The following is a 22,007-nucleotide window of genomic DNA, read 5'->3' on the forward strand; positions in this document are numbered from 1 at the left end:
TCTGTACCACGCGCTCCGCCGCCGGTGGGTGGAGCCCCTGCCCCCCCCCACCGCCCTCGCGCCCGGCCCCCGCCCCCACCGTCCCGGGCGAGCGCCGGTGAGTCAGCGCCGCTGGGTCTCGACGAGCACCACCGCCGTGCGGGCCGGGACGGTGACCGTGCCGCTGGCGGCATCCCACGTGGTCGTCTTCACGACGGGGTCGGCGCCCTGGGCGAGCGCCGGCGCCAGCGAGAACGACCGACCCTCCAGCTCCGAGATGGTCTGCGTCGTGGTCTCGGTGCCCGCGTTGAACACCACGAGCGCACCCTTCAGCGCGGGATCGACGTCGTCGCCCACCAGATCGTCGATGAGCATGACGATGACGCCGGGAGCGGCATCCGTCCCGCTGTTCGGGAACGAGACCTTCTGCTCGATCAGGCCGGCGGACCCGAGACGCAGCAGACCCACCTGCTCGCGCACGCGGAGCAGATCGAGGGCGGATGCCTCGGCCGCGGCGATGTCGGACGCACCCGGCTTGTTCGCGGGGTCCGCCAGGAGCGGCGCGAGGTCGTCCCAGTGGCTCCCGTTGTCGCCCTCGCGGGGCAGGCCCGAGCCGAACGTGGACTCCTGGCCGGTCCAGTCGATGCGATTGAACCAGTCGCCCGAGTTGTAGCTGTTGCGGTCGAGCGACTTCGAGCGGAGGAGCTCCGTGCCGGCGTGCCAGAACGACGGGGTCTGGGCGTAGGCGGTGGTCGCGAGCGACAGGGTGTTCATGCGCACGCGGTCCGCCATCGGGGTGTCGGCCGGCAGCTTCAGCACTCCGAGGTCGTACAGCGTCTCGTTGTCGTGCGCGTCGACGTAGGTGATGACCTCGTCGGGCTGGTCGGCGTACCCGGCGGGCGAGCCGTTGTAGTCCAGCTCGTCTCCGGCCTTCACGGTGCCGTCGGAGGCGGTGAACGAGAAGTCGCGCAGGTTGCCCGCGAGTCCCAGCTTCACCAGGTCGGTCTTGTGCGCGAGGTCGGCGAAGGGGTCGCCCGGCGCCGACCGGTCGCTGCCGTTCGGGTCGGTGGCCAGACCCGTGCCGAAGCCCTGGTAGAACTTCGAGCCGCCGTCGACCGGGCTGCCGCCGTGGACGGCGTCGCGCAGCCGGTCGGAGAACGTGCCGATGCCGGTGCCGCCGAGCTGACCCTGGGTGGCCTGCTCGAACAGGGCGTTGTCCGCGACCTCGCCGAAGTTCCAGCCCTCGCCGTACAGGTAGATCGCCTCGCCGTCGACGCCGTCACGCTCGAGCGTCAGCTCGTCGAGCGCATCGCGGATGGCGAGCATGTTCACCTTCGAGTGGTGGCCCATGAGGTCGAAGCGGAAGCCGTCGACCTTGTAGTCACGCGCCCACGTCACGACCGAGTCGACCATGAGCTTCTGCGCGACCTCGTGCTCGGTCGCCACGTTCTGGCAGCACGTCGAGGTCTCGACGCCGCCGGCCGGGTTGAGACGGTGGTAGTAGCCGGGCACGACCTGGTCGAGGACGGACTTGGCCTCCTGGCCCGACTGCGCGGTGTGGTTGAAGACCTGGTCGAGCACGACCTGCAGACCCATCCCGTGGAGGGCGCCGACCATAGAACGGAACTCGGCGACGCGCGCACCGCCCTCTGGATCGGTGGCGTAGGAGCCCTCGGGCACCGTGTAGTGGTACGGGTCGTAGCCCCAGTTGAAGCCGTCGGCGTCGACGACCGCCTCGATGCACGCCTGCTGCTCCGTGCCGTCCGGCGCGAACGAGGCCAGGTCGCAGGCGGGCACCGCCTGCTTCGACCGGTCCTCCTCGATGGTCGCTATGTCGAACGTGGGCAGCAGGTGCACGGTGTTGATGCCGGCGTCCGCGAGCTCGCGCAGCTGCGCGGTCCCCGCGCTGTCGCGCGTGAACGCCGTGTACGTCCCGCGCTCGGCCTCGGGCACCGACTCATCGGTGATCGAGAAGTCGCGCACGTGCAGCTCGTAGATCGCGCGGTCGACGGGGCGATCCACGACGGGAGCCTCGGTCTTCTCCCACGCCTTGGGCCGCCACGACTTGTCATCGAGGTCGACGGCGACGGAGCGCTCGGAGTTCAGGGTGAGCGCGAGGGAGTACGGGTCGGTGACCTGGTTGGTCTCGATCGCCCCGGTGGTCGGCGCGTAGACGACGACCTCCCACAGGTACTCGTCGCCCTTGAGCTTCTTCCCGCCCTCGACGGTCCAGATTCCGGATGCCTCGTCCCACGTCGCCTCATGACGTGCGGCGTCGCCGTCGGCGCCGGCGTCCCACGTCAGCAGCGTCGCGGCCTGCGCGGTCGGCGCCCACAGGCGGAACGTCGGCTTCTTGCCGTCGAACGACACACCGAGCTCCACGTCGGCGACGGCGTCCGCGTAGAGGTCGTCGAGGACGCCGGGGATCTGCACGCCGGTGAAGGCGCGGATCGCGCCGTCGGCGTCGCGCTGCGACACCATCAGCTGCCCGCGGAGCAGGGCTGCGGCATCCGTCCCGTCGGCCACCTCCAGCGCGATGAAGCCCGCCAGCGCCGGGAACCGCTCCTCCTGCTCGTCGGTGAGGCCGCCGTCGATGCGGGTCAGATCGATCGCGTCGCCCCCGACCACCGCGCCCTCCTCCAGCGCGAGAGTCGCGTCCAGGGATGCGTGCAGCTGCCAGGTCGCCGCGCCGTCGGCCCCGAGGTCGGCCGGCCAGGCGATGGTGCGCTCGTCGATCCAGTGCGCGCGCTCCTCACCGAGACCGGCGAGGCCCTCGCCGCCGATGTCGAGCACGTGCGTCGCGAGGGTGTACCGGAAGACGACGGGTGATCCCTCCTCGGCGGTGAACGAGTAGTTCGACCCGCCGGGCGCCCCGCCCACGCCGTAGTTCTCGCTCCAGCTCATGCCGTGGGCGACCTTCGCCTCGTAGGCGCCCGCCGGAAGCGTGACCGAGAGCTCGTAGACGCCGTCCTTGTCGCCGTCGGCCATGAGGCTCGCGAGGCAGTCGGGCGCCCAGTCACCGGCGCACCCCGCTTCGCTCTGGTACGAGCCGGGCACCGTCACGATCGGACCCTCCGCCGTCGACTGGACGACGTTCGACCGCGGGTCGAAGTAGAACGTGATCTCACCGCCGGGGTGGTCGATGGCGATGTTCGAGCCGTCGCGCACGCCGTTCGCGCCGTAGTTGATCGCCCACGAGCCGTCGATGGCGACCTTGTACTCGTATTCGCCGGCGGGAAGGTCGAACGTGCCCGCCCAGATGCCGTCGGCGCGCAGCGTCAGCTTCGCGGCCTCGCAGGCGGGCGCCCAGTCACCGGCGCACCCCATCTCGTCATTGAGGCTGCCCGGGACGGTCACCATCGAGATCGGCGACTCCGGCTCCTCGGAGACCTCCAGCGTCACCGGGTCGCCCACGGAGGCGTAGGTGGACGCGGCGGCGTGGCCGCCCGCGGCATCCGTCGTCACGGCGCGGTACTCGACGAGCGTGCCGTCCGCGAGCCCCTCCACCGTGTGGAAGACGCGCGGGTCGGAATCCTCTGCGGTGCCGAGCGCGTGCCATTCGGCGGAGCCGACCACGCGCCAGGCGAAGCTCGTCTCGGTCCAGGTCGCGTCGTCCACGTCGGCGGAGATCGGCGTGGAGCCGCTGACGCCCGCACCGGCGGCCGGTGCCGAGACCGCGACCGCGAGCGGCGCCTCGGGGGCCGTGACGGGCGCGTCGGCGCGATACACCACGGCCGAGAGCGCCGGGACGGTGACGGATGCCGCGGCCGAGGCATCCGTCGAGATCCCGGTCGTCGTGCCGTAGACCGGCGCGAAGGCCGTGCTCCGGGTGAGCGTGGTCAGCGCGACCGTCTTCTCGGCCGTCGTGTTGTTGAGCGCGACCAGGTACTCGACCTTCTCGTCGCGGTCGACGCGCGAGAAGGCGTAGACGCCCGCGCCGCTGTCGGCGTGGCGCTCGATCTGCGCGCCGGTGACGAGCGCGGGGTGGGCCGCGCGCAGTGCGGCGAGCTCGGCCACGTGCGCGTAGACCGGCGCATCGGTGGCGTAGCGGTCGACCCCTCCGGCGATCTCACCCGTGATCAGGTTCTGGTCCTGGTACTCGGTGACCTGCGAGGCGAACAGCGACTGCCGCGCGCTCTTGTCGTTGCCGGGCTCCGCGCCGACGAAGCCCTGCTCGTCGCCGTAGTAGACGACGGGCTGGCCGCGTCCGAGGAACATCAGGTCGTGCGCCAGCAGGTCGCGTTCGAGCGCGTTGTCGCTGTTGCGCAGCATGAAGCCGACGCGGCCCATGTCGTGGTTGCCGAGGAAGGTCGGCAGGGCCGTGGCCGACGAGTCCGGGGTGATGTACCAGTCGTCCCCGGCGTAGAGGCTCTGCAGGCCCTTGGCGCTGTTGCCGGCGGCGAAGCTCACAGCGGAGGACTGGAAGGTGAAGTCGAGCACGCTCGACATGTCGGTCTCGCGGACGTACGGCGCGAGCTTCACCGGGTCGGCGTCGTACACCTCGCCGAACATGAAGAAGTCCTTCTTGCCCTTGACGTCGCGGGCGTAGTCGAGCACCTCGGCGGTCCACTGCTCCCAGAACTCGAAGTTCACGTGCTTGGCGGTGTCGATGCGGAAGCCGTCGATGCCGAGGTCGATCCAGTCCTGATACACCTCGACGAACCCGCTCACGACGGTCGGATGCTCGGTCATGAGGTCGTCGAGGCCGTCGAAATCGCCGTAGGTGACGGACTCGCCCGACCAGGTCGAGTTGCCGCGGTTGTGGTACAGCGTCGGGTCGTTGAGCCACGCCGGCGTCTTCGCGGACTCGTCGCCGGCAGCGATCGCCGGCGTGTACGGGAACGACGTCTCGGCGTCGAGGTCGGGGAATGACCCGGTGCCGGCGTAGGTCGCAGGGTCGAAGGCGGCGTCGCTCGCGTCGCGGTACGGGCTGGTGGCCTGGTCGACGTACGAGTACTGGCCTTCGGCGTACGAGATGACGTCGGCGGTGTGGTTCGTGATGATGTCGAAGTAGACCTTGATGCCCTTGGCATGGGCTTCGGCGATGAGCGCCTCGAGCTCGGCATTGGTGCCGAGGTGCGGATCGATCTGCGTGAAGTCGGTGATCCAGTAGCCGTGGTAGCCCGCGCTGGCGTTCGCGCCCTCACCCTGCACCGGACGGTTCTTGAAGCTGGGGGTCAGCCAGATCGCCGTCGTGCCGAGGCCGTCGATGTAGTCCAGGTTCTCGCGCAGCCCCGCGATGTCGCCGCCGTGGAAGAAGCCCTTGTCGGCCGGGTCGAAGCCCGTCGCGAGGCGGTCGCCCTCGAGCCCGCCCTGGTCGTTCGACGCGTCGCCGTTGGCGAAGCGGTCCGTCATGACGAAGTAGAACTGCTCCTGGCTGCCCGGCTGCCGCACCGGAGCGGCGACGAGCGCGTCGTCGTCGGCGGTGTAGCCGGCGCGGAGGGTCACCGCCTCGAGGCCGACGCGGTGGGTGGTGTCGTCGAAGAGGAAGCGGAGCGTCGCCGGCCCCGCGATCGTCAGCGGGATGTTCTCGCCGTCGCGGCCGTACGCCTCGTCCCACGTGTCGTTCACGGCGACCTTGTACTCGTACGAGCCGGCGGGCACCTCGAACTCCGCCGCGTACACGCCGGCGTCCGCGGTCGCGACGAGTTCGGTCGCGGCACAGTCGGGCTGCCAGTCCCCGCTGCAGCCGAGCTCGGACTGCAGGCTGCCGACGAGGGCGAACGTGCGTTCGGCGGCGGCGGCGGGTGCGGCGGCGACCACTCCCCCGGTGACGATCAAGGCGGCGGCGGCAAGAGTCGCGGCAGCGCGGCGGACACGGGTGGAGGTCGTCTTCGACACGGAGGCTCCAGGTGGGGCGATGGCACGGCGACGTGCCGGATGGGGAGTGTGTGCGGCCGACGCTAGCAGCGGACTCACCGATGTTGCAAGCGCTTACAGAATGAGAAGACTTTCATCTGGCGTTAGCCGCGTTCCCTGGCATCCGTCCCCGTGCGCATCGCGCAACCGCTTGCAGCACCCCCCGTCCGGCGCGCTTCCGTCCCGCGGTCGGCCGGCAGCGGGCAGACACCACGTCCGCGACGAGACACCACGGTGCGTTGCGGTGTCTCGTCCGAATCGTGGTGTTTCGCCTGGGACGTCGGGGCGGCTCGACCCGCCGGCGTCAGAGCCGCTCGATGACCGTGGCGTTGGCCATGCCGCCGCCCTCGCACATCGTCTGCAGGCCGTAACGGCCGCCGGTCGCCTCGAGGTACGAGACCAGCGTGCCGAGCAGTCGCGTGCCCGACGCGCCGACGGCGTGGCCGAGCGCGATGGCCCCGCCCCACGGGTTGAGGCGGGCAGGGTCCGCGCCGAGCTCCCGCTGCCACGCGAGCGGCACCGAGGCGAAGGCCTCGTTGACCTCGTAGGCGTCGAGGTCGTCGATCGACAGTCCGGTGCGGTCGAGGATGCGGCGGGTCGCCGGGATCGGGCCCGTGAGCATGAACATCGGGTCGTCCCCGACGACGGCGAACGCGTGGAAGCGCGCGCGGGGCGTCAGGCCGAGTGCGACCGCCCTCTCCTCGCTCATGATGAGGACGGCGGATGCCGCGTCCGTGAGGGGCGACGACGTGCCCGCCGTGATCCGCCAGTCGAGGTCGGGGAAGCGCTCGGCGAGCGCGTCGGTGCGGAAGGCGGGAGCGAGTCCTGCCAGCCCCTCCGCCGTCGTCCCCGGGCGCACCGTCTCGTCGAACGCCACCGCGTCCGCGCCGCCGGCGAGCACGGGCAGCACCTGGGAATCGAAGGCGCCGCGGGACCAGGCATCCGCCGCCCGTCGATGCGACTCGGCGGCGTAGGCGTCCAGCCGCCCGCGGTCCAGATCCCACTTCTGCGCGATCAGCTCGGCCGAGACGCCCTGGTTCACCAGTCCCTCGGGATAGCGGCGGGCGAGGCCCTCGGCGAGGCTCCCGCCGGCGCGCGACGACCCGAGCGGCACGCGGCTCATGGACTCGACGCCGGCGGCGATCACGATGTCGTAGGCGCCGGCGATCACGCCCTGCGCGGCGAAGTGGGCGGCCTGCTGGCTCGATCCGCACTGGCGGTCGATCGTGGCGGCCGGGACCGTCTCGTCGAAGCCCGCGGCGAGGACCGCCTGCCGCGCGATGTTCATCGACTGGTCGCCGATCTGGCTCACGCAGCCCATGAGCACGTCGTCGACCTGACGCGACTGGAGCCCGTTGCGCTCGAGCAGCGACCGCAGCACGCCCGCCGCGAGGTCGACCGGATGCACCGCGCTGAGCGCTCCCCCGGGCTTGCCGCGCCCCGAGGGGGTGCGGACGACGTCGACGATGACGGCTTCGGGCATGGGAGTCCTCCTGAGAACGAGCCTAAGACGGCGACGGATGCCGCGCACCGGCGGCCGCTCCGCCCTGCGGCAGACGGGTCAGGCCCTGGCGTCGGGGGTCGCGTAGGTCGAACGCTGCTCGATCACCGCGAGCGTGCACCGCGAGATGCACGCGAGCTTGCCGGCGTCGTCCACGATCCGGATCTCCCAGACGTGCGCACGGCGGCCGACGTTGATCGGCGTCACCGTCGCCGTCACCGAACCGCCTGAGACCGGCCGCAGGTGGTTGGCGTTGATCTCCATCCCCACCACGTGGAACCGCTCGCGGTCCACCGCGAGGTGGCCGGCCCACGACGCGAGCGTCTCGGCGAGCGCGACCGAGGCGCCGCCGTGGAGCACGCCCGCCGGCTGCACGGTGCGGTGGTCCACCGGCATCCGTCCCACCAGCGCGTCGTCGCGGATCTCGACGATCTCGATCCCGAGGTTCTCGATCAGCGTCCCCGGCGCCATGGCGGCGAGGTCGACGCCCTCGAGGTCGTGCCACAGGCTCATGGGGTCATCCCGCCGGCTCCTCTGCGCGCTTCGCGGCCTCGAGGGTCGCGGCATCCGGAACGTACCCCTCGATGTGGCGCTCGTCGGGACCGTTGTACTCCGACAGCGGGCGGATGAGCGCGTTCGACGCCAGCTGCTCCGTGATGTGCGCGGTCCAGCCGGTGACGCGCGCCGCGACGAACAGCGGCGTGAAGGTGAGCGTGTCGAAGCCCATCAGGTTGTAGGCCGGACCCGACGGGTAGTCGAGGTTGGGGTAGATGCCCTTGCGCTCGACGAACTGCGACTCGAGCGCGTCGTACAGGGCGGCCACGTCGGGCCGGTCGTAGTGCTCGACGAGCGTGTCGAGGGCGGCCTTCATCGTGGGCACGCGCGAGTCGCCGCGCTTGTACACGCGGTGGCCGAAGCCCATGATCTTGCGCTTCTCGGCGAGCGCCTGGTCGAGCCACGGCCCGACGTTCGAGGCGTCGCCGATCTCGTCGAAGATGTGGAGCACGGCCTCGTTGGCGCCGCCGTGCAGCGGCCCCTTGAGGGCGCCGATGGCGCCCACGACCGCGGAGTACAGGTCGCTGAGCGTCGAGGTGATGACGCGCGCCGTGAACGTCGAGGCGTTGAAGGAGTGCTCGGCGTAGAGGATCATCGAGCGGTTGAACGCGTCGACGACGACCTCGTCGGCCTCCTCGCCGAAGGTCATCCAGAGGAAGTTCGCGGCGTAGTCCAGGTCGTCCCGCGGCGCGATCGGCTGCTGGCCCCGGCGGCGGCGCTGGCCATAGGCGACGATCGCGGGAAGCACGGCGAACAGGCGGATGCTGCGCGCCAGGTTCTCCTCGGCGCTGCCGCTCACCTCGAGCACCGAGCCGGTGCCGGCGAGGTCGCGCGCGCCGATGAGGCTGACCGCGGTGCGCACCTCGTCCATCGGGTGCGCGTCGATCGGCACGAGGTCGATCGCCGCGCGCACGTCGGCGGGCAGGTGCCGGTAGGCCCGTTCGGTCGCGCGCAGCTGCGCGAGCTGCACGTCGGTGGGCAGCTCACCGTGCCACAGCAGGTAGGCGACGGCTTCGAACGGCTGGGTGGCCGCCAGCTCCTGCACGGGGTACCCCCGGTACAGCAGCGAGTTCGTCTCGGGGTTCACCTTCGAGACCGCCGTGTAGTCGACGACGACGCCGGCGAGGCCCTTCTTGATGTCGGGTTCGGTCATGACTGGTGCTCTCCTCAGCGGGCGATCTGGAAGTTGAAGACGCTGGTGTCGAACTGGTTGTACTGCTCGTAGTCGATGAGGTCGTAGAGGTCGGCGCGGTGCTGCATCTCGTCGAGCCTGGACGTGAGGTGCCCTTCGTCTGAGAGCGTATCGAGCGCGCGGGATGCCGCGCCCATCGCGATCCGCAGCAGCGAGACGGGCCAGATCACGATGTTGACCCCGACGTCGCGGAGCTGATCCACCGAGAACAGCTCCGACTTCCCGAACTCGGTCATGTTCGCCAGGATCGGCACGTCCACCGCCGCGCGGATCGCGGCGAACTCGTCGAGGGTGCGCATGGCCTCGGGGAAGATCGCGTCGGCCCCGGCGTCGACGAGGGCCTTCGCACGCCGGGTCGCGGCATCCAGCCCCTCCACCGCACGGATGTCGGTGCGCGCCATGATGAGGAAGTCCGGATCGCGGCGCGCGTCGGCGGCGGCGCGAATGCGCTTGATCGCGGTGTCCTCGTCGACGACGGCCTTGCCGTCGAGGTGGCCGCAGCGCTTCGGGTTGATCTGGTCCTCGATGTGGGTGCCGGCCAGGCCCGCATCCTCGAGCGTCTGGATGGTGCGGGCGACGTTCATCGGCTCGCCGAACCCGGTGTCGGCGTCGATGATCGAGGGCAGGTCGGTCATGCGGGCGATCTGCTGCCCACGGCCGGCGACCTCCGTGAGCGTCGTCAGGCCGATGTCGGGCAGCCCGAGGTCGGCGCTGAGGACGGCACCCGAGATGTAGACGCCCTCGAAGCCCTTGCGCTCGATGAGCCGGGCGCTGAGCGGATTGAAGGCGCCGGGGAACCGCAGCAGCTCCCCGCTTGCCAGCCGCTCCCGGAACCGCCGCCGCTTCTCGTGCGCCGGCACGGTGGAGTACAGCATCAGAACAGCCCCTTCGGCGCCGGGGCGGCGGCGAGCACCCCGAAGTCGGCGACGATCGTGAGCTGCTGCACCTCTTCGGGGGTGAGCTCGGGCAGGCGCTGCGCCAGGTCGAGGAATCGCTCGATCTCATCCGCGGCGAGCACGCCCTCGGCGAGGGTGCGGAACTTGCGCACGTAGTCCTCGCGCGCGAACGGCCGCGCGCCGAGCGGGTGGGCGTCGGCCACGGCGATCTCGTCGACGACGGTCTCGCCGCTGGTGAGACGGATCTCGACGCGCCCGCCGAAGGCCTTCTCGTTCGGGTCGTCGGAGTGGTAGCGGCGGGTCCACTCGGGGTCCTCGGCGGTCGTGATCTTCTGCCACAGCTCGACGGTGTCGGCGCGGCCCGCGCGGCCGGGGGTGTACGAGTCGACGTGGTGCCAGCCGCCGTCCTGCAGTGCGACCGCGAAGATGTACGGGATCGAGTGGTCCAGCGTCTCGCGGGACGCGGTCGGGTCGTACTTCTGCGGGTCGTTCGCCCCGGAGCCGATGACGTAGTGGGTGTGGTGCGAGGTGTGCAGCACGATCGACTCGACGTTCGCCGGGTCGGCGAGGTCGGGACGCTCGCCGTGCAGCTTGCGCGCGAGATCGATCCAGGCCTGCGCCTGGTACTCGGCCGAGTGCTCCTTCGTGTACGAGTCGAGGATGCCGCGCTTGGGCTCGCCCGCGCCCGGCAGCGGCACCTCGTACGTGGCATCCGGCCCGTCCAGGAGCCACGCGATCACGCCGTCCTCGCCCTCGTAGATCGGGCTCGGAGAGGTCTCGCCCCGCATCGCCCGGTCGACGGCCTCGACCGCCATCTTGCCGGCGAAGGCCGGGGCGTGCGCCTTCCAGGTGGAGATCTCGCCCTTGCGCGACTGGCGCGTCGCGGTCGTGGTGTGCAGGGCCTGACCGACGGCCTGGTAGATCGTCTCGACCGGGAGGCCGAGGAGCGTGCCGATGCCGGCAGCGGCCGACGGGCCGAGGTGGGCGACGTGATCGATCTTGTGCTTGTGGAGGCAGATCGCACGGACGAGGTCGATCTGGATCTCGTAACCGGTCGCGAGCCCGCGCACCAGCGCGCGGCCGTCGGCGCCCACGTGCTGGGCGACGGCGACGATCGGCGGGATGTTGTCGCCGGGGTGCGAGTAGTCGGCCGCGAGGAACGTGTCGTGGTAGTCCAGCTCGCGCACCGCGACCCCGTTGGCCCACGCCGCCCACTCCGGGCTCGTCTTGCGGTCCAGGGCGCAGCCGAACACCGTCGCCCCCGAGCCGCCGACCGACACGGCGTGGTCGAGCGCCTGCTGGCGGGCAGCGCTCACCGGGGCGCGGGTGAGGGATGCCGCAGCCACCGCCGCGTTGTCGATCACGCGGTTGATGATCATGTCGACGACGTCGGCGTCGACCTCGACAGGGTCGGCCGCGACCTCGGCGATATGCCAGGCCAGCTGCCCTTCCCGCACGAGGTGCTCGTCGCTGCGGTGGACGCGGAGGTGGTGGATCACGGTCATGGCCGGCCTTTCGGTGTCACTGCCCTTCGCCGGGCCCGGCGGCCGAGGCGGTCGCGGGGACCGGTTCGGCCGCGGAGCCCGTCGAGGCGTCGAGGGAATCGAGGATGTTGGTGAGCGCGTTGTGCAGGTGCACGTGGGTGGCGTGCGCGGCGAGGTCGGCGTCGCGCGCCGCGATCGCCGAGGCGATGAGCCGGTGCTCCGAGACGGATGCCGCGAGCCGGCCGGGATTGTCGCGCGCCAGGCGCCGCACCCGCACCAGGTGGGTGCGCACGGTGCGCAGCGCCGCGGTGAGGTAGTCGTTGGCGACGGCGGTGTCCAGGGCGAGGTCGAAGCGCGCGATCAGCGCGTAGTAGGCGTCGCGCACGTCGGCGCCGCCGGACCGGCCGCCGTCGCCGGGAAGGTCGACGCGGGCGAAGTCGCGGGCGAGGTCGGCGAAGGCCGCGGCGTCGCCGCGCTCGGCGGCGAGGCGGGCCGCCGACTCCTCGAGGGCGCGGCGCACCTCGAAGATCTCGCGGATGTCTTCGGCGTCGATCGCGGTGACCACGGTGACCCGCGGAGACTGCTGGGCGACGAGGCCGTCCGCCGCGAGGCGGCCGAGCGCTTCGCGCAGCGGGGTGCGGCTCACGCCGAGCCGCGCGGCCTGCTCGACCTCACCGAGGACGGCGCCCGGACGCAGCATGCCCGACTGGATCTCGTCGAGGAGGGTCGCATAGGCGCGGTCGCTCGCGCGCATTCGCACCACCTCCTCGTCCTGCATCTCAGCCAGTGTATACATTCGGCGTCGTCAGTGCGAGTGGAGCGGGTCCCTGCGCGGCGTAGGTATACATTTTCCCGACGCTCGACGCTGCGGGGCCCATCGCCGCAGCCCCCGGGCTTCGCGCCGACCGTGAGGAAAGCGTGAGGAATCTTCAGGAATTTGTGAAATCGGCGTACCTTCAGCGCCATGACCACTGTCATCAACACGCGCGACCTCACCAAGCACTACGGCCGCGTCCACGCCCTCGACGGCTTGGACCTCACCGTCGACGAAGGTCAGGTCCACGGCTTCCTCGGCCCGAACGGTGCCGGCAAGTCGACCACGATCCGCGTGCTGCTCGGGCTCGCGCGCAAGACGTCGGGCGAGGCATCCGTCTTCGGCCAGGAGCCGTGGCGGGACGCCGTCGCGCTGCACCGCCGGATCGCGTACGTGCCCGGCGACGTGAGCGTGTGGCCCAATCTGTCCGGCGGCGAGGCGATCGACCTGATGTCGCGGCTGCGCGGCGCGTCACGAAGCGACGCCGCCTACCGCACCGAGAAGGAGCGCCTGATCGAGGCGTTCCAGTTCGATCCGCGCAAGAAGGGCCGGGCGTACTCCAAGGGCAACCGGCAGAAGGTGGCGCTCATCGCCGCCTTCGCGGTGCCCGCCGACCTCTACATCCTCGACGAGCCCACGAGCGGCCTCGACCCGCTGATGGACGTCATGTTCCGCCGGGAGATCGCCCGCGTGCGGGCCGGCGGCGCGACGGTGCTGCTGTCGAGCCACATCCTCTCGGAGGTCGAGCAGCTGTGCGACCGGGTCTCGATCATCCGCGCCGGCCGCGTCGTGGAGTCCGGCACGCTTGCAGACCTGCGGCACCTGACGCGCACCGAGATCTCGTTCGAGGGGACGGATGCCGCGAGCGCGGCCGGCATCGCCACCGCCCATGACGTCGTGGCCGACGACGGGCGGGTGCGCTTCACCGTCGACAGCGACTCCGTCGCGGGCACGCTGCCCGAGCTCGCCGCCCGCGGCGTCGCGGGCCTTCGCATCGCCCCGCCGTCGCTGGAGGAGCTGTTCCTGCGGCACTACGGCGACGACCTGGCGGCACTCACTCCCGAGCGCACCCGTGAACCGGAGCTGCGATGAACCGCCTGCTCGCGCTGCTCGGCCAGCGCGCGCGGCGCGACTGGCTGCAGGTGCTGCTGTGGGGCGTCGGCACGGCGCTCCTCGCCTACGCGTCGTTCATCGGGGTGAGAGACGCGTACGGCACCGCTCAGGACCGCACCTCCCTCCTGGCGGCGGCGCTGGCGAACCCCGTGATCCTGATGTTCCGCGGGCTGCCGTCGGGCGCCGACGAGGGCGCCTTCATGATCTTCCTCATCTTCCCGTGGCTGGCGATCCTCGCCGCATTCATGAGCACGTTCCTCGCCGTGCGGCACACCCGCGGCGACGAGGAGACCGGGCGGGCCGAGCTCGTCGCCGCGACGCCGGCGGCACGGACGATGCCGTTCGCGGCCACCGCCCTTCACGGTCTGCTCGCGAACGCGCTGCTGGCGGCGCTGGTGGCGGGCGCGTTCCTCGCGGTCGGGGCCGAGACCGAAGGCGCGCTGCTGGCCGGGACCGCGACGGGCGCCGTCGGCGTGACGTTCCTCGGCGTCGGGCTCCTCGCCGCCCAGCTCATGCGCACCTCCCGCGGAGCGAACTCGCTCGCGGTCTGGACGCTCATGGCGACCTTCGTGATCGCGGGCTTCGGCAACGCGATCGGCACGCCGAGCGACGACCTCACGCGCATGGAGAGCTCGTGGCTCACGTGGCTCTCCCCCTTCGGGTGGGGCGAGAACACGCGGGCGTTCGATGAGAACCTGTGGTGGCCGGCGCTGCTCTCCCTCGGCGTGGGTGCGGTACTGGCCGCCGTGTCGGCCGTCCTCGTCGCGGCGCGCGACCTCGGCGGCAGCTTCATCGCCGAGCGGCTGGGCCGTGCGGATGCCTCACCGGCCCTGTCGGGACCGATGGCACTGGTGTGGCGGCTCACCCGCGGCGCCGTGCTCGGCTGGGCCGTCGGAGGCTTCCTGATCGGCGTCCTGTCGACCTCGCTCGCCTCCCTGGTCGAGGAGATCGGCGCATCCAACCCCGCCGTCGAGCAGATCCTCCGCCAGATCTCCGGAGCGGGCAGCGTCCAGCAGGGCACCATCACGACGTTCTTCACCATGCTGGGGGTCCTCGCCGCCTGCTGCGCGGTGCAGGTCGTCTGCCGCGCACGGCAGGAGGAGGCGCACGGCACCGCCGAGCCGCTGCTGGCAGCACCCGTCGGACGCGTGCGGTGGCTCGCCGACTACCTCGTCGTCGCGGTCATCGGCGTGGTGCTGGTGATCGCCGCGGCGATCGCCGGGGCGGCGCTCGGCATCGCGGGGCAGGACGACGACACGGACCTCATGCGCACGGTGCTGGTGACCGGCGCGGGGCAGGTGGCGGCGGCATCCGTCTTCCTCGTCGTGACGGCTCTCGCCTTCGTGCTGGTGCCGCGCGCGACGATCCCCCTCGGGTGGTCGCTGGTGCTCCTCGGCATGGCGCTGGGACTGTTCGGCCCGCTCTTCGGCTTCCCGGAGTGGCTCGTGCAGGCCTCGCCGATCGCGGTCACGCCCTTCGTCGACGGCGATGCGGTCGACCTGCGGGGGCTGTGGTGGCTGGTGCTCGCCACGGGCGCCGGGGCCGTGGCATCCCTGTCGCTGATGCGCCGTCGCGAGCTGGCGTCGGCAGGATAGGACCCATGCCGACAGATCACCCGGGAACCGAACCGGCCGAGCAGGCCGCGGCGATGCTGAACGCGGTGGGGATGCCGCGCATGCCCGCGCGGGTCATGATGGCGCTCGCCGGCTCGCCCGACGACGGCTACACCGCTGCGGAGCTCGCCGAGCGACTCGGCGTCTCGCCGGCCGCCGTGTCGGGGGCGGTGCGCTACCTGGTGTCGATGCGGCTCATCCACCGGCTGTCGCGACCGGGCGACCGCCGCGATCGCTACGACCTCGCGGACGACTCCTGGTCGGGCATGATCGCGGCGAACGCGCCGCTGTACGGCAGCCTCGCGGCCTACCTCGACCGCATCGCCGAGGACAACGCGGACGCACCCCTGTCCGCCGCCCGCGCGCACGAGATCGCCGACTTCCTGCGATACCTGTCGGAGCGGATGCCGCAGCTCGCGGCCGAGTGGCGGGCCGAGCGCGACGGCGGCGAAGGCGGCACCCGGGCCGGGCTCCGCGCGGACGGGGGCGGGTCCGGGGGCGGGTAGCCTTGCCCGAGTGACCGACGCGCCCCGCTACATCGTTGCCACCGACGGAGCCTGCAAGGGCAACCCCGGACCGACGGGGTGGGCGTGGGTCGGTGAGGACGGCCACTGGGCCGCCGGGTCGATCCCGGTCGGGACCAACAACGTCGGCGAGCTCACCGGACTGCTGAAGGCCATCGAGGACCACGCCGACGTTCCGAACCTCGTCGTGCAGGCCGACTCGAAGTACGCCATCGACACCTACACGAAGTGGATGGACGGCCACCGCCGCCGCGGGTGGAAGACCTCGACCGGCGCACCGACGAAGAACGTCGACATCCTCGAGCAGCTCATCGTCGCCCGCGACGCGCGGCGAGCCGCCGGGCTTCCCGACGTCGTGCTCGAGCACGTGCGCGGCCACTCTGGCCACGTGCTCAACGCGTGGGCCGACGAGCGGGCCGTGCGCGCGTCCGAGCACGCCGCGAAGGGCGTCGCGAGCGCGTGGTCGTCGCTCGGCGCCCAGGACCGGATCGACGTCTCGACGCGTCCGAAGAACGGCCGCTGAGCCGCAGAGCTGCGCCCGGAGGGCTCAGGCGACGGTCGTGCCCTCGTAGAGGCCGATCGCGTTCCCGTCGGGGTCGGCGATCACGGCCCACCAGCTCGTGGGAGAGATCTGGTCCTTCTCCATCAGCACCGTGGCGCCGGCATCCTTCGCCGCCGCGACCGTCTCGTCGATGGAATCGACCTCGACGTACGAGCGGGGCTGCGTGAAGCCCTCCCCGCGCGGAGCGAGGCCGCCCCCCGAGATCTTGTTCGGCGCCTGCCACATGGGGTAGCCCTCGAAGCCGGGCACCTCGGCGATCTGCCAGCCGAACAGGCCGGAGTAGAACTGGGCCGCCTTGCCGAGGTCGGTGACGGGAATGTCGATGTGCGTGATGTCGCCGTGGGCCATGGTGTTCCTCTCGTGCGGATCCGACCCGGACAGTCTCCGCCGCCCTCACGGCCCCCGCAAGGCCCCGGACGGGCTCAGCGACCGGAGGAGAAGGCCTCCGCGAGATGCTGTTCCAGCGCATCGATCGCCGGACGCTGACCCTTCACGAGGCGCTCGCGTGCGGCATCCGTCGCGGCCCATTCGACACGGTCGACCTCGGGGAACGACGCCGTCCGCCCCGAGCGCGGCGGCCATTCCAGCTCGAACTCGCCGAACTCGAGGCCGTCCAGCGAGAATCCGCTGCCGTCGGCGACGAACACCGTGACGCGCTTGCCCGACGAGTAGGCGAACGTGCCGAGCTCGGCGTAGGGCGGCTCGGGCGGGTCGATGCCGAGCTCCTCGCGGAACTCGCGGCGCGCGGCATCCAGCGCGCCTTCGCCTTCGGTGAACTCCCCCTTGGGGATGGACCACGCGCCGGCATCCTTGCCCGCCCAGAACGGCCCGCCCATGTGCGCGATGAGCACCTGGGGCTCGGGCTGGATCCGGTACAGCAGGATGCCGGCACTGGTGACCATGTCAGACCACGCGGGTCTTGGGCGAGACCGTGTAGGTGTCCTCCGGGTCGTCGTAGACCACGCCGGAGAGCGCGGCGTCGATCGCGGACATCGTGTCGGCGTCGAGCACGACGCCCGAGGCCTTGACGGTGTCGGCGAGCTGCTCGGGACGGGATGCCCCGACGAGCGCCGACGCGACGTTCTTGTTCTGCAGCACCCACGCGATCGCCAGCTGCGGCAGGCTCAGCCCCGCCTGCTCGGCGACGGGCTTCAGGCGCTGCACGGCCTCGAGCACCTCGTCGCGCATGAAGCGCTGGATGAACTGCGCGCCGCTCTTCTCGTCGGTCGCGCGCGACCCCTCGGGGAGCGGCTGGCCGGGAAGGTACTTGCCCGACAGGACGCCCTGCGCCATCGGCGACCACACGATCTGGGAGATGCCGAGCTCCTCGGACGCCGGAACGACCTTGCCCTCGATGACGCGCCACAGGGCCGAGTACTGCGGCTGGTTGGAGATGAGCTGGATGCCGTAGCTCTTGGCCAGGGCGTGGCCCTCGCGAAGCTGCTCCGCCGTCCACTCCGATACGCCGATGTAGAGCGCCTTGCCCTGGCGCACGATGTCGGCGAACGCCTGGAACGTCTCTTCGATCGGGGTCTCGTAGTCGTAGCGGTGCGCCTGGTAGAGGTCGACGTAGTCGGTGCCGAGGCGCTTGAGCGAACCGTTGATCGACTCGAGGATGTGCTTGCGGCTGAGCCCGGTGTCGTTCGGGCCCTTGGGACCCGTCGGCCAGTACACCTTCGTGAAGATCTCGAGGGACTCGCGCCGCTGGCCGGTCAGCGCCTTGCCGAGCACCTCCTCGGCGAGCGTGTTGGCGTACGTGTCCGCCGTGTCGAACGTCGTGATGCCGGCGTCGAGCGCCGCGTGGACGGTGTCGATGGCGGCGGAGTCGTCGACCTGCGAGCCGTGGGTGACCCAGTTGCCGTAGGTGATCTCGCTGACCTTGAGACCGCTGTTTCCGAGGTACCGGTAATTGACCATGAGAAAACGCTACCCGCCCGCGCCATGGGGTCGGCGCGCGCGCGTCCATTTGCGAACGGATGCCGAGGGCTCGACTGCTGTCGAGCCCGCGGTCTCAGCTCACCGAGGCCGTCTCCCCTTCGGTCGCGTCGTCCGGCACCACGCGCGCCGCATCGGGCTGGCCGGCGTCGGCGAGGGCGGGCGCCTCGTCGTCGACGTCGGTCGCGGCCTGCTGGAACTGCGAGTTGTACAGCCGGAAGTACGCGCCCTTGACGGCGATGAGCTCGTCGTGCGTGCCCTGCTCGACGATCCCGCCGTTCTCCATCACGAGGATGAGGTCGGCGTCGCGGATGGTCGACAGGCGGTGTGCGATCACGAACGACGTGCGGCCCTCTCGCAGCGCCGCCATCGCGTGCTGCAGCAGCAGCTCGGTGCGGGTGTCGACCGAGCTCGTCGCCTCGTCGAGGATCAGCACGGACGGCTGCGCCACGAACGCGCGCGCGATCGTGATCAGCTGCTTCTCGCCCGCCGAGATGTTGGACGCCTCCTCGTCGAGGAGCGTGTCGTAGCCGTCGGGCAGCGAGTGCACGAACCGCTCGACGTACGTCGCGCGGGCGGCGGCGAGGATCTCGTCGTCGGTGGCGTCGGCACGGCCATAGCGGATGTTCTCGCGGATCGTCCCGGCGAACAGCCACGGATCCTGGAGCACCATGCCCGTCTTCGCCCGCATGTCGCGCCGGGTGAGCAGCGAGATGTCCTGCCCGTTGAGCAGGATGCGCCCGCTGTCCAGCTCGTAGAACCGCATGAGCAGGTTGACCAGCGTCGTCTTGCCGGCACCCGTGGGGCCGACGATCGCCACCGTCTGCCCGGGCTCGACGCGGAACGACAGGTCGTGGATGAGCGGGTGGTCGGCCGAGTAGGAGAACGCCACGTCCTGGAACTCGATCGTCCCGTCGCCGTCGACCGGCGCCGGCGCGTCGGAGGCATCCGGCTCCTGCTCGGGCTCGTCGAGGATCTGGAAGACCCGCTCCGCGGATGCGGTGCCGGATTGCACCACGGCAGCCATGCCGCCGAGCTGCGACAGCGGCTGGGTGAACTGCTGCGAGTACTGGATGAACGCCTGCACGTCGCCCAGCCGGAGCTGGCCGCCGGCGACCATGAGCGCTCCGAAGACCGCGATGCCCACGTAGGTGAGGTTCCCGATGAACATCATGGCGGGCATCATCGTGTTCGAGAGGAACTGCGCCATGAACGACGCCTGGTACAGCTCTTCGTTCTCGGCCCGGAACGCCTCGCGCGAGCTCTGCTCGCGGCCGTACACCTTGACCAGCGCGTGCCCCGAGAACGACTCCTCCACGCGCGCGTTGAGGCGCCCGACCTTGCGCCACTGCGTGCCGAACGCCTTCTGCGAGCGCGGCCCGATGACGCCGAACAGCACGCCCATGAGCGGGAAGCTCACCAGCACCACGAGCGTCAGCTGCCACGAGATCGACAGCATCATGATGAGCACGCCGACGACCGTCAGCACCGCGGTGAGCGCCTGCGACAGCGACTGCTGCATCATCTGGGTGATGTTGTCGATGTCGTTGGTGACCCGGGAGATGAGCTCGCCGCGCTGCACCCGGTCGAAGTACCGCAGCGGAAGGCGGTTGACCTTCGCCTCGACGTCTTCGCGGAGGCGCCAGATGAGGCGCACCATGATGACGTTCATGACGTAGCCCTGCAGCCACATCAGCAGCGCCGACGCGAAGTAGAGTGCGAGCACGATCAGCAGCACGCGGCTCAGCGCCAGGAAGTCGACGCCGGCGCCCGGCACGAAGTGCTGCATCGCCTGGACGATGTTCGCGAGATCCTGCTGTCCCTGCGCCTCGAGGCCGGCGACCACCTGCTCCTTCGTGGTGCCCGCCGGTGCCATCGACGACACGACGCCCTCGAAGAGGATGTTCGTCGCCTCGCCGAGCACCTTCGGCGACAGCACGGCGAGCACGACGCCCGCCGCGCCGAGGACCGTCGCCAGCGTGAACGCGACCGCGTGCGGCTTGAGCAGCCCGAGCAGGCGACGGAACGACGGACCGAAGTGAGCGGCCTTGCCGGGGGCGACCGCGCCGCTCCAGTCGTCCGCGGCGATGCGCGCCTGCTCGCCGAGCTCGATCTCGGCCTTCTCCTCGGCGCTGAGCTCCGCGACGGCGTCCTGAACGCGGCGGCGGGACCTGGGCTGCTGCTCGCTCATCGGGCGACCTCCGCTCCGAGCTGGGATTCGACGATCTCGCGGTACGTCTGGCTGCTCTCGAGCAGCTCCTCGTGCGTGCCGAGCCCGACCACGCCGCCGTCGTCGAGCACGACGATGCGGTCGGCGTCGATGATCGTCGAGACGCGCTGCGCGACGACGATCTTCGTGACGTGCGGCAGCTCCCGCCACAGTGCCTGCCTCAGCCTCGCGTCCGTCGTGAGGTCGAGCGCCGAGAACGAGTCGTCGAACACGAGCACGCGCGGGTCGTGGACGATCGCCCGCGCGATCGCGAGGCGCTGGCGCTGGCCGCCCGACACGTTCGTGCCGCCCTGCGCGATGCGCGCGTCGAGCCCGCCGTCCATCTGGCTGACGAAGTCGCTGGCCTGGGCGATCTCGAGCGCCCGCCAGAGCTCGGCGTCGGTGGCATCCTCCCGCCCGAACCGCAGGTTGGAGCCGACGGTGCCGGTGAACAGGAACGGGCGCTGCGGCACGAGGCCGATCGTCCGCCACAGGGCGTCGAGGTCTGCCCGCCGGACGTCGACGCCGCCCACGAGCACCGCGCCGTCGGTGACGTCGAACAGCCGCGGGATGAGCGAGACCAGGGTCGTCTTGCCCGCACCCGTCGAGCCGACGACGGCGACCGTCTCACCCGGATCCGCTCGGAACGTGACGTCCGCGAGGATGGGGTGCTCGGCGCCGGGATAGGTGAAGGTGACGCCGCGGAACTCGACCGCCCCCGGCTCGGGGAACGCGGCGACGGCGTCCGCCGGGCGCACCAGCGTGGAGCGCGTGTCGAGGACTTCGCCGATGCGCTCGGCCGAGACGGCCGCGCGCGGGATCATCAGCGTCATGAAGCTCGCCATGAGGACGCCCGAGAGGATGATCATGGCGTACTGCATGAAGGCGAAGAGCGTGCCGATCTGGATCTCGCCGCTGTCGACCTGCATGCCGCCGAACCAGATCACGCCGATGACCGTGACGTTGAGGATGAGCATCACGGCCGGGAACAGCAGCACGAACAGCGAGCCCACCTTGCGGCCGACCACCATGATGTCGGTGTTCGCGACGCGGAAGCGCTCCTCCTCGATGGGCTCTCGCACGAACGCCCGGATGACGCGGATGCCGGTCAGCTGCTCGCGCATGATGCGGTTGACGCCGTCGAGCTTGCCCTGGAAGCTGCGGAACAGCGGAACCATGCGGGCGATCACGACGCCGGCGACCAGCAGCAGCACGGGGACCGCGATGGCGAGGATCCAGGCGAGGCTCGCCGCCTGGTCGATCGCCAGGATGATCCCGCCGACGGCGAGGAGCGGCGCGGAGACGAGGAAGGTCGCGCCCATCATCGTGAGCATCTGCACCTGCTGCACGTCGTTGGTGTTGCGGGTGATGAGGGAGCCCGCGCCGAAGCCGGTGACCTCCCGCTCGGAGAACGCCGACACGCGCTCGAAGATGTCGTCGCGCATGTCGCGGCCGAGCTTCATCGCCGCCCGGGCCGCGAAGTACGTCGCGATGATGGCGGCGACGATCTGGCCGAGCGAGATCGTCAGCATGACCATGCCGGTGCGCCAGATGTAGTCGGTGTCGCCCCGGGAGACGCCGTTGTCGATGATGTCGGCGTTGAGGCTCGGCAGGTAGAGCGATGCCAGAGCGGAGGCGAACTGGAACACCAGCACGCCCAGCAGCAGCCACCCGGATGACTTCAGGTAGCGGACGAGGAGCTTGGCCAGCACGGAGGTCTCCCGGATGCGGCGGCACGGCAGGGCATGGCGAAGCCCGGCTCATGCGATGG

16 protein-coding genes are annotated in these 22,007 nt (G+C 71.0%); 4 read left to right on the top strand and 12 right to left on the bottom strand.

All coding sequences use genetic code 11. The features are described from left to right. Positions 1–102: 102 nt before the first annotated feature. From pulA to ACFRAL_RS00180, 7 genes are all read right to left on the bottom strand, one after another. Complete coding sequence (gene pulA, locus ACFRAL_RS00150; RefSeq protein WP_378878554.1) at positions 103–5,820, bottom strand: pullulanase-type alpha-1,6-glucosidase; 5,718 nt, start codon at positions 5,818–5,820, stop codon at positions 103–105. A gap of 322 nt (positions 5,821–6,142) precedes the next feature. Next, positions 6,143–7,321 (bottom strand): thiolase family protein, encoded by a 1,179-nt coding sequence (locus tag ACFRAL_RS00155; protein WP_378878556.1) that lies wholly within the window; start codon positions 7,319–7,321, stop codon positions 6,143–6,145. 78 nt (positions 7,322–7,399) lie between these two features. Continuing rightward, positions 7,400–7,852, bottom strand: a complete 453-nt coding sequence (locus ACFRAL_RS00160) for a hotdog fold thioesterase (RefSeq protein WP_378878558.1) — start codon at positions 7,850–7,852, stop codon at positions 7,400–7,402. Positions 7,853–7,856: 4 nt separating this feature from the next. Continuing rightward, on the bottom strand, positions 7,857–9,047 hold the full coding sequence (locus tag ACFRAL_RS00165) for a bifunctional 2-methylcitrate synthase/citrate synthase (protein WP_378878560.1): 1,191 nt from the start codon (positions 9,045–9,047) through the stop codon (positions 7,857–7,859). A gap of 14 nt (positions 9,048–9,061) precedes the next feature. Then, the gene (prpB, locus tag ACFRAL_RS00170; protein WP_378878562.1) at positions 9,062–9,961 is read right to left on the bottom strand and encodes a methylisocitrate lyase; all 900 of its coding nucleotides are present in this window, start codon (positions 9,959–9,961) and stop codon (positions 9,062–9,064) included. Beyond that, complete coding sequence (locus tag ACFRAL_RS00175) at positions 9,961–11,487, bottom strand: MmgE/PrpD family protein (protein ID WP_336394414.1); 1,527 nt, start codon at positions 11,485–11,487, stop codon at positions 9,961–9,963. Before ACFRAL_RS00175 ends, prpB begins: the two co-directional genes overlap by 1 nt. 16 nt (positions 11,488–11,503) lie before the next feature. Then, on the bottom strand, positions 11,504–12,220 hold the full coding sequence (locus tag ACFRAL_RS00180) for a GntR family transcriptional regulator (protein ID WP_336395042.1): 717 nt from the start codon (positions 12,218–12,220) through the stop codon (positions 11,504–11,506). A gap of 210 nt (positions 12,221–12,430) precedes the next feature. Here ACFRAL_RS00180 and ACFRAL_RS00185 point away from each other — a divergent pair, with 210 nt between their 5' ends. Genes ACFRAL_RS00185 through ACFRAL_RS00200 form a run of 4 tightly spaced genes read left to right on the top strand, consistent with a single transcriptional unit; the run spans position 12,431 to position 16,053 of the window. Next, positions 12,431–13,372 (top strand): ABC transporter ATP-binding protein, encoded by a 942-nt coding sequence (locus ACFRAL_RS00185; RefSeq protein ID WP_336394413.1) that lies wholly within the window; start codon positions 12,431–12,433, stop codon positions 13,370–13,372. Continuing rightward, positions 13,369–14,988: an ABC transporter permease gene (locus ACFRAL_RS00190; RefSeq protein ID WP_378878565.1), complete on the top strand. Its 1,620-nt coding sequence runs from the start codon at positions 13,369–13,371 to the stop codon at positions 14,986–14,988. The genes ACFRAL_RS00185 and ACFRAL_RS00190 overlap by 4 nt, the downstream gene beginning before the upstream one ends. A 5-nt stretch (positions 14,989–14,993) precedes the next feature. Next, positions 14,994–15,512 carry a GbsR/MarR family transcriptional regulator gene (locus tag ACFRAL_RS00195; RefSeq protein WP_378878567.1) on the top strand — a complete coding sequence of 173 codons (519 nt, stop codon included), beginning with the start codon at positions 14,994–14,996 and terminating at the stop codon, positions 15,510–15,512. Positions 15,513–15,522: 10 nt separating this feature from the next. Next, positions 15,523–16,053: a ribonuclease H gene (locus ACFRAL_RS00200; RefSeq protein WP_336394410.1), complete on the top strand. Its 531-nt coding sequence runs from the start codon at positions 15,523–15,525 to the stop codon at positions 16,051–16,053. Positions 16,054–16,077: 24 nt separating this feature from the next. Here ACFRAL_RS00200 and ACFRAL_RS00205 read toward each other — a convergent pair whose 3' ends face one another. The 5 genes from ACFRAL_RS00205 to ACFRAL_RS00225 all read right to left on the bottom strand — a co-directional run bounded on the left by ACFRAL_RS00205 (position 16,078) and on the right by ACFRAL_RS00225 (position 21,948). Further along, positions 16,078–16,440: a VOC family protein gene (locus ACFRAL_RS00205; protein ID WP_378878570.1), complete on the bottom strand. Its 363-nt coding sequence runs from the start codon at positions 16,438–16,440 to the stop codon at positions 16,078–16,080. Between the two features lie 74 nt (positions 16,441–16,514). Then, on the bottom strand, positions 16,515–16,994 hold the full coding sequence (locus ACFRAL_RS00210) for an NUDIX domain-containing protein (RefSeq protein ID WP_378878572.1): 480 nt from the start codon (positions 16,992–16,994) through the stop codon (positions 16,515–16,517). Position 16,995: 1 nt separating this feature from the next. After that, positions 16,996–18,009, bottom strand: a complete 1,014-nt coding sequence (locus ACFRAL_RS00215; protein ID WP_378878574.1) for an aldo/keto reductase family protein — start codon at positions 18,007–18,009, stop codon at positions 16,996–16,998. 94 nt (positions 18,010–18,103) lie between these two features. After that, positions 18,104–20,218 carry an ABC transporter ATP-binding protein gene (locus ACFRAL_RS00220; RefSeq protein ID WP_336394406.1) on the bottom strand — a complete coding sequence of 705 codons (2,115 nt, stop codon included), beginning with the start codon at positions 20,216–20,218 and terminating at the stop codon, positions 18,104–18,106. Next, positions 20,215–21,948, bottom strand: coding sequence for an ABC transporter ATP-binding protein (locus tag ACFRAL_RS00225; RefSeq protein ID WP_378878576.1), 1,734 nt, complete (start codon positions 21,946–21,948; stop codon positions 20,215–20,217). Before ACFRAL_RS00225 ends, ACFRAL_RS00220 begins: the two co-directional genes overlap by 4 nt. Positions 21,949–22,007: the final 59 nt, after the last annotated feature.

Source organism: Microbacterium sp. NPDC056736 (assembly GCF_042790415.1).
In the GTDB taxonomy this organism is placed as follows: Bacteria; Actinomycetota; Actinomycetes; order Actinomycetales; family Microbacteriaceae; genus Microbacterium.

Bases quoted from the DNA above. Each gene is read 5' to 3' on its own strand.
- ACFRAL_RS00155 (WP_378878556.1), bottom strand. From the start codon at position 7,321: ATGCCCGAAGCCGTCATCGTCGACGTCGTCCGCACCCCCTCGGGGCGC.
- ACFRAL_RS00160 (WP_378878558.1), bottom strand. From the start codon at position 7,852: ATGAGCCTGTGGCACGACCTCGAGGGCGTCGACCTCGCCGCCATGGCG.
- ACFRAL_RS00165 (WP_378878560.1), bottom strand. From the start codon at position 9,047: ATGACCGAACCCGACATCAAGAAGGGCCTCGCCGGCGTCGTCGTCGAC.
- prpB (WP_378878562.1), bottom strand. From the start codon at position 9,961: ATGCTGTACTCCACCGTGCCGGCGCACGAGAAGCGGCGGCGGTTCCGG.
- ACFRAL_RS00175 (WP_336394414.1), bottom strand. From the start codon at position 11,487: ATGACCGTGATCCACCACCTCCGCGTCCACCGCAGCGACGAGCACCTC.
- ACFRAL_RS00180 (WP_336395042.1), bottom strand. From the start codon at position 12,220: ATGCGCGCGAGCGACCGCGCCTATGCGACCCTCCTCGACGAGATCCAG.
- ACFRAL_RS00185 (WP_336394413.1), top strand. From the start codon at position 12,431: ATGACCACTGTCATCAACACGCGCGACCTCACCAAGCACTACGGCCGC.
- ACFRAL_RS00190 (WP_378878565.1), top strand. From the start codon at position 13,369: ATGAACCGCCTGCTCGCGCTGCTCGGCCAGCGCGCGCGGCGCGACTGG.
- ACFRAL_RS00195 (WP_378878567.1), top strand. From the start codon at position 14,994: ATGCCGACAGATCACCCGGGAACCGAACCGGCCGAGCAGGCCGCGGCG.
- ACFRAL_RS00205 (WP_378878570.1), bottom strand. From the start codon at position 16,440: ATGGCCCACGGCGACATCACGCACATCGACATTCCCGTCACCGACCTC.
- ACFRAL_RS00210 (WP_378878572.1), bottom strand. From the start codon at position 16,994: ATGGTCACCAGTGCCGGCATCCTGCTGTACCGGATCCAGCCCGAGCCC.
- ACFRAL_RS00215 (WP_378878574.1), bottom strand. From the start codon at position 18,009: ATGGTCAATTACCGGTACCTCGGAAACAGCGGTCTCAAGGTCAGCGAG.
- ACFRAL_RS00220 (WP_336394406.1), bottom strand. From the start codon at position 20,218: ATGAGCGAGCAGCAGCCCAGGTCCCGCCGCCGCGTTCAGGACGCCGTC.